This is a genomic window from Streptomyces sp. NPDC059371 (assembly GCF_042751995.1).
Classification (GTDB): Bacteria; Actinomycetota; Actinomycetes; order Streptomycetales; family Streptomycetaceae; genus Streptomyces.
Genome location: NZ_JBHYXD010000106.1, coordinates 20,550 through 27,744 on the forward strand (window position 1 = coordinate 20,550; position 7,195 = coordinate 27,744).

A 7,195-nucleotide genomic window follows, 5' to 3' on the forward strand; every position below is an offset into this window, starting at 1 on the left:
CGGCCCCGACCGCGTCGAAGTGGCCGCCCTCTCGGGCGGGATCCTCGTCGCGACTCCAGGAACCCCGACGGCCCCCGCCTCAGCCTCGGCCCGGGTGCCTGGGCGGCCCTTCCGGCGTCCGCCCTGACCTGGCGTACAACGAAGAAACGCCCCGCCGTCTCCCGTGGGAGACGGCGGGGCGTTGCTCACCTGGATCAGGTGGTCCGGCGCCTGCGCGAGCCGGGGCGGCGCTCGCTCGGGCGGGTCACCGGGTCGCCGGCGTCCAGCGCGGCGGCCCGGCGGCGCAGGCCGAAGTCGGCCAGTGCCTCCGCCAGTTTGTGCACGGAGGGCTCGGGAGCCATCACGTCGACCCGCAGCCCGTGCTCCTCGGCCGTCTTGGCCGTCGCGGGGCCGATACAGGCGATCACCGTCACGTTGTGCGGCTTGCCCGCGATGCCGACCAGGTTGCGGACGGTGGAGGACGACGTGAAGAGCACGGCGTCGAAGCCGCCGCCCTTGATCGCCTCACGGGTGTCCGCCGGCGGCGGCGACGCGCGCACGGTGCGGTACGCCGTGACGTCGTCGACCTCCCAGCCCAGCTCGATGAGCCCGGCGACGAGGGTCTCCGTGGCGATGTCGGCCCGGGGCAGGAAGACACGGTCGATCGGGTCGAAGACCGGGTCGTAGGGCGGCCAGTCGTCGAGGAGGCCCGCGGCCGACTGCTCACCGCTCGGCACCAGGTCCGGCTTCACACCGAAGGCGACGAGCGCGCTCGCGGTCTGCTCGCCCACCGCGGCGACCTTGATGCCCGCGAAGGCACGCGCGTCGAGGCCGTACTCCTCGAACTTCTCCCGGACCGCCTTGACGGCGTTGACCGAGGTGAAGGCGATCCACTCGTAGCGGCCCGTGACCAGGCCCTTGACCGCGCGCTCCATCTGCTGGGGCGTGCGCGGCGGCTCGACGGCGATCGTCGGCACCTCGTAGGGCACGGCCCCGTACGACCGCAGCTGGTCGGAGAGCGAAGCCGCCTGCTCCTTCGTCCGCGGCACGAGCACCTTCCAGCCGAACAGCGGCTTGGACTCGAACCACGACAACCGGTCGCGCTGGGCGGCTGCGGAACGCTCGCCGACCACGGCTATCACCGGGCGGCCGCCGTCCGGGGACGGCAGCACCTTCGCCTGCTTCAGCGTCTGCGCGATCGTGCCGAGGGTGGCCGACCAGGTGCGCTGGCGGGTCGTCGTACCGGCGATCGTCACGGACATCGGGGTGTCGGGCTTGCGGCCGGAGGCCACCAGCTCACCCGCGGCCGCGGCCACGGAGTCGAGCGTCGCCGACACCACGACGGTGCCGTCGGAGGCGCCGACCTCGGTCCAGCAGCGGTTCGACGCGGTCCGCGCGTCGACGAACCGTACGTCCGCGCCCTGGGCGTCCCGCAGCGGTACACCCGCGTAGGCGGGCACACCGACGGCGGCCGCGATACCGGGCACGACCTCGAACGGAACACCCGCGGCGACGCAGGCGAGCATTTCCTCGGCCGCGTACGTATCAAGTCCCGGGTCCCCGGACACCGCACGCACGACCCGCTTGCCGCCCCGTGCGGCCGTCATGACAAGATTGGCGGCATCCCTCGACGCGGGGTCACCAACGGTTGTTGACGCGCTGTCAACAACCGTCAGCTGAGGCGTGCCTGTGCCCTGGTACGGAACCGGCGAAGTGTCCGGATCCGTGCTCAGAACGGCGACGCCTTGTCTGGCGTGAACGCGCACCACGTCGAGCACGTCGTGCTCGGCGACGAGGACGTCCGCGTTCGCCAGCGCCTCCACGGCGCGCAGTGTCAGCAGCCCTGGATCTCCGGGTCCGGCACCCAGGAAGGTGACGTGCCCGTGGACCGGACCGGCGGGAAGGTTGGTGGGGCTCACAGTGCTCGCTCCCCCATCAGACCGGCCGCGCCCTTGGCAAGCATCTCGGCGGCGAGTTCACGGCCGAGCGACATCGCCTGCTCGTGTGTCTCGGGCACGGGACCGGTGGTGGACAGCTGCACCAGCGTCGAGCCGTCGGTCGTACCGACGACGCCACGCAGGCGCATCTCCTTGACAATTTGCCCGTCGGCCAGAAGGTCGGCGTACGCGCCCACGGGAGCGCTGCAGCCGGCCTCAAGGGCGGCGAGCAGGGATCGCTCGGCGGTCACGGCGGCCCGGGTGTACGGGTCGTCGAGCTCGGCGAGCGCGGCGACGAGGTCCGCGTTGTCCGCGGCGCACTCGATCGCCAAAGCCCCCTGGCCGGGGGCGGGCAGGACGGTGTCGACCGGCAGGAAGTCGGTGACCTCGTCGATGCGGCCGATCCGGTTGAGTCCGGCGGCGGCGAGCACGACGGCGTCGAGCTCCCCGGCGTGGACGTACCCGATTCGGGTGTCGACATTGCCCCGGATGGCGACCGTCTCGATCGACATGCCGTGGCTGCGCGCGTACGCGTTGAGCTGGGCCATACGGCGCGACGAACCGGTGCCGACGCGCGCGCCGTCCGGAAGCTGCTCGAAGGTCAGCCCGTCTCGGGCGACGAGCACGTCACGGACGTCCTCGCGCACCGGCACGGCGGCCAGTGCGAGCTCCTCGGGCTGCGCGGTCGGCAGATCCTTGAGGGAGTGCACGGCGAAGTCGACCTCGCCGCGCACCAGTGCCTCCCGCAGCGCGGTCACGAAGACGCCCGTGCCGCCGATCTGCGCGAGGTTCTCGCGGGAAACATCGCCGTACGTCGTGATCTCAACGAGCTCGACGGGCCGTCCGGTCACCCGGCTCACGGCATCCGCCACCTGCCCGGACTGGGCCATGGCGAGTTTGCTTCGCCTGGTCCCCAGCCTCAAAGCCTGCTCACTCATGCTCGCCCTCGGTTCTTGGCGTTCTCGGTGTTGTTCTCGGCCCGCGAGACGGCGGCGACCGTCTCCGGGTCCAGGTCGAACAGGGTCCGCAGCGCGTCCGCGTACCCGGCACCGCCGGGCTCGGCGGCGAGTTGCTTGACCCGTACGGTCGGCGCGTGCAGCAGCTTGTCCACGACGCGCCGCACGGTCTGGGTGATCTCGCCGCGCTGCTTGTCGTCGAGGTCCGGCAGCCGTCCGTCCAGGCGCGTGATCTCGTTCGCGACGACGTCGGCGGCCATGGCGCGCAGCGCGACCACGGTGGGGGTGATGTGCGCGGCCCGCTGGGCGGCGCCGAACGCGGCCACCTCGTCGGAGACGATCCGGCGCACCTGGTCCACGTCGGCGGCCATCGGCGCGTCCGCGGAGGCCTCGGCGAGTGTCTCCAGGTCGACGAACCGGACGCCGAGCAGCCGGTGCGCGGCCGCGTCGATGTCACGGGGCATCGCGAGGTCGAGCAGCGCGAGCACCGGCGCGGGGCGGGGCGCCTCGGCGACGGGTTCGGGCCTGCGGCGCTCGGGGATGCGGCCGGCGGTCGCCGCGGTGGCGGCCAGCGCGGCGATGAGGTCGGCGTCGGCCTCGGCCTCCTCGCCGGGCGTACGACGGCTGTCGCGGCGCTCGACGGTTCCGGTGCCCTTGTCCACCCAGGCCGCGTGCTGCTCCAGGGTGGCCGCGTCCATGCCGGCGACGGCAGCCTCGCCCATGACGGAGAAGCCGGTGGCGCCCTGCACGGCGGACAGGTCCAGCGGGCAGGCGTCCTCGGCGGCGTGCGCGAGGTGACCGGCCGGGCCGGCCGCCGTCTCGCGCAGTGCCGCGGGCGTTCCCGTACGTCCTTCGACGGCGGCCGCGACGGTCTCTGCCGTCAGGACGAGTCCGGTGGCCCCGGTACAGGAGACAGCGATGTCGGCACGTGTCAGCTCGTCCGGCACCGAGTCCATCGGTACCGCGCGGGCCAGCACGTCCGTGTCGTCGCCGCCGGTGAGGATCTCGGCGAGCCGCTCGGCGCGGTCGGGGGTGCGGTTGGCGATCACGATCTCGCCGACGCCGGCGCGCGCGAGCGTCGCGGCGGCCAGCGAGGACATCGAGCCCGCGCCGATGACGAGGGCCTTCTTGTCCTTGGCCCAGGCCTCGACGGGCCGTCCCGCGGAGAGCTGCTCCAGACCGAAGGTGACCAGGGACTGTCCGGCCCGGTCGATCCCCGTCTCGGAGTGGGCGCGCTTGCCGACCCGCAGAGCCTGCTGGAACAGGTCGTTCAGGAGACGGCCCGCCGTGTGCAGTTCCTGCGCGGTGGCGAGCGCGTCCTTGATCTGGGCGAGGATCTGGCCCTCGCCCACGACCATGGAGTCGAGGCCGCAGGCCACCGAGAAGAGGTGGTGGACGGCCCGGTCCTCGTAGTGCACGTACAGGTGAGGGGTGAGCTCCTCCAGGCCTACGCCGCTGTGCTGGGCGAGAAGCGTGGACAGCTCGGCGACACCCGCGTGGAACTTGTCCACGTCGGCGTACAGCTCGATGCGGTTGCAGGTGGCGAGCACCGCACCCTCGGTGGCGGGCTCGGCGGCGAGGGTGTCCTGGAGCAGCTTGACCTGCGCGTCCGCGGACAGCGCGGCCCGTTCGAGGACGCTGACCGGAGCGCTGCGGTGGCTCAGCCCGACGACGAGGAGACTCATGCCGGCATCACCGCTGGAAGGTCCCCGTCGGGACCCTTGCCGTCGTTCTTGCGCTCGGCCGGGGCGGCGGCGGCCTGGGCCTCGGCCTCCTCGCCGGCCTTGCGCTGCTCGTGGAACGCGAGGATCTGCAGCTCGATCGAGAGATCGACCTTGCGCACGTCGACGCCGTCCGGGACGGTCAGGACGGTCGGCGCGAAGTTCAGGATGGAGGTGACTCCGGCGGCGACCAGGCGGTCGCAGACGGGCTGGGCGGCCCCGGCCGGGGTGGCGATGACACCGATCGAGACACCGTTCTCGTCGATGATCTTTTCCAGTTCGTCCGTGTGCTGCACCGGGATCCCGGCGACGGGCTTGCCGGCCATCGCGGGATCGGCGTCGATGAGCGCCGCCACACGGAATCCGCGCGAGGCGAACCCTCCGTAGTTGGCCAGTGCCGCGCCGAGGTTGCCGATACCGACGATCACAACCGGCCAGTCCTGGGTCAGGCCCAGTTCACGGGAGATCTGGTACACGAGATACTCGACGTCGTACCCCACGCCACGCGTTCCGTAGGAACCGAGGTAGGAGAAGTCCTTGCGAAGCTTCGCGGAGTTGACCCCCGCGGCGGCCGCGAGCTCCTCGGAGGAGACCGTGGGCACCGAGCGCTCCGACAGTGCGGTGAGGGCTCGGAGGTACAGCGGAAGCCGGGCGACAGTGGCCTCGGGAATTCCTCGGCTGCGGGTCGCCGGTCGGTGAGTTCGGCCAGTTGCCACGGTGCTCCTGCGGGTAGAGCGGGGCTGCAGGCGGTCACACGTCCCCAGACCGCCCCGTCGAATGCAGGCTATGTCTTTGTGAACGCGTGCACAAAGATGGTGTCCGATTTGCCCGGCCAACGTGACCGGGGTCACGCATGCCCGGCACGCCGGTATGCAACCGGCACGCGGACGACTCCGCTCCGCACACGAAGGGGGCAAAACCGCACACTCTCCTCAACGAATCCCGCCCCCGAGACCAATCGCCGTCGATCCTAGGCGACTTTCCGGACGCCCTGGACTGCTCAGGCAGGTCACAAGTCGGGATACATCACGGGCACCCCCGGCCCCACCGGCACGGCTCACCCCGCGAGGGCTTTGCGAAGGCGTTCCTCGTTCACACGCCAGAACGTGTGCTGCGCGCCGTCCACCAGTACGACCGGGATCTGCTCCCAGTACTGACGGTGCAGCTCCTCGTCCTCGGTGATGTCCTTCCCCTCCCAGGGGACCCCGAGATCGGCACACACCTTCTCGATCACCTCCTGTGCGTCATCACACAGATGGCACCCGGGCTTCCTGATCAGCGTGACCAGGTGATCCGCGGGCGCCTTCGTCTCCGTACGGCGGTCGCTGCGCCGGAAGATGGGACTCATACGCGCCATTCTCCCGCCCCGGACACCTCGGGGGGCACCCCCGGCTCGGCACGCGGCGGCAGGGCCTCGCGCCGGTCCGACGCGCCGCGGGTGCGATGCTTCGGAGCGCTCGTTTAACGGCATGGCCGCGGAGAGTTCACAGCACCGAATCCTGTCGACTCCGGAAGCGCCGAACAGACTGGCTATGCTCACGACATGGCCGCTCTCGGATGGCTCACTCCCCGTAGGCGCTCCGCAACCGCGCGGAGCGTGTTGGCAGGCGAGGCCTCGGCGGAGGCAGCGCGCAAGTCCTCGCAGGAACTGGAAGAACTGGCACCACCGGACGCCGTGGAGGAGCCCGACTTCCCGGTGCTCGGCGACGACCGGGCCGCCGCGTTCTTCGATCTCGACAACACCGTGATGCAAGGTGCCGCCCTCTTCCACTTCGGACGCGGGCTGTACAAGCGGAAGTTCTTCGAGACCCGCGACCTCGCGAAGTTCGCCTGGCAGCAGGCGTGGTTCAGGCTGGCCGGAGTCGAGGACCCCGAGCACATGCAGGAAGCGCGTGACTCCGCACTGTCCATCGTGAAGGGCCACCGGGTCTCCGAGCTGATGTCGATCGGCGAGGAGATCTACGACGAGTACATGGCCGAGCGGATCTGGCCCGGGACCCGGGCGCTCGCCCAGGCGCACCTGGACGCCGGACAGAAGGTGTGGCTCGTCACGGCGGCGCCGGTGGAGATCGCCACGGTGATCGCACGGCGGCTCGGGCTCACGGGCGCGCTGGGGACCGTCGCGGAATCGGTGGACGGGATCTACACCGGCAAACTGGTCGGCGAGCCCCTGCACGGGCCGGCGAAGGCGGAGGCCGTGCGGGCCCTGGCGTCCGCGGAGGACCTGGACCTGTCGCGCTGTGCCGCGTACAGCGACTCGCACAACGACATTCCGATGCTCTCGCTCGTGGGGCATCCGTACGCGATCAACCCGGACTCGAAACTGCGGAAGCACGCGCGGGACTTCGACTGGCGGCTGCGGGACTATCGCACCGCGCGCAAGGCCGCGAAGGTCGGGATTCCCGCCGCGGCCGGGGTCGGGGCGGTGGCCGGCGGCACGGCGGCCGCGATCGCGCTGCACCGTCGCCGGCGGTAGCTCGCCGCCGCCTCTGGCTCTGGCGTTCGCGGTTCCGGTCGGTGGGTGGGTCGGGGCCGTGCCGGTGCATCAGCCCGTCGCCGTTGGGTGAGGCGTGGGCGTCGGTGGCGACGGGCATCGAGGGAC

6 protein-coding genes are annotated in these 7,195 nt (G+C 71.5%); 1 reads left to right on the plus strand and 5 read right to left on the minus strand.

Going from position 1 to position 7,195, the window contains the following annotated elements:
• Positions 1-194 precede the first annotated feature (194 nt).
• The 5 genes from ACFXGX_RS36515 to ACFXGX_RS36535 all read right to left on the minus strand — a co-directional run bounded on the left by ACFXGX_RS36515 (position 195) and on the right by ACFXGX_RS36535 (position 5,950).
• The gene (locus tag ACFXGX_RS36515) at positions 195-1,898 is read right to left on the minus strand and encodes a uroporphyrinogen-III synthase (RefSeq protein WP_384800500.1); all 1,704 of its coding nucleotides are present in this window, start codon (positions 1,896-1,898) and stop codon (positions 195-197) included.
• Positions 1,895-2,854 (minus strand): hydroxymethylbilane synthase, encoded by a 960-nt coding sequence (hemC, locus tag ACFXGX_RS36520; protein WP_384800503.1) that lies wholly within the window; start codon positions 2,852-2,854, stop codon positions 1,895-1,897. The genes ACFXGX_RS36515 and hemC overlap by 4 nt, the downstream gene beginning before the upstream one ends.
• Positions 2,851-4,557, minus strand: coding sequence for a glutamyl-tRNA reductase (locus ACFXGX_RS36525; protein WP_384800506.1), 1,707 nt, complete (start codon positions 4,555-4,557; stop codon positions 2,851-2,853). The genes hemC and ACFXGX_RS36525 overlap by 4 nt, the downstream gene beginning before the upstream one ends.
• On the minus strand, positions 4,554-5,309 hold the full coding sequence (locus ACFXGX_RS36530) for a redox-sensing transcriptional repressor Rex (RefSeq protein WP_384800509.1): 756 nt from the start codon (positions 5,307-5,309) through the stop codon (positions 4,554-4,556). The genes ACFXGX_RS36525 and ACFXGX_RS36530 overlap by 4 nt, the downstream gene beginning before the upstream one ends.
• A gap of 341 nt (positions 5,310-5,650) precedes the next feature.
• The gene (locus ACFXGX_RS36535; RefSeq protein WP_384800512.1) at positions 5,651-5,950 is read right to left on the minus strand and encodes a glutaredoxin family protein; all 300 of its coding nucleotides are present in this window, start codon (positions 5,948-5,950) and stop codon (positions 5,651-5,653) included.
• Positions 5,951-6,136: 186 nt separating this feature from the next.
• Here ACFXGX_RS36535 and ACFXGX_RS36540 point away from each other — a divergent pair, with 186 nt between their 5' ends.
• Complete coding sequence (locus tag ACFXGX_RS36540) at positions 6,137-7,069, plus strand: HAD family hydrolase (protein WP_384800515.1); 933 nt, start codon at positions 6,137-6,139, stop codon at positions 7,067-7,069.
• Positions 7,070-7,195 lie beyond the last annotated feature (126 nt).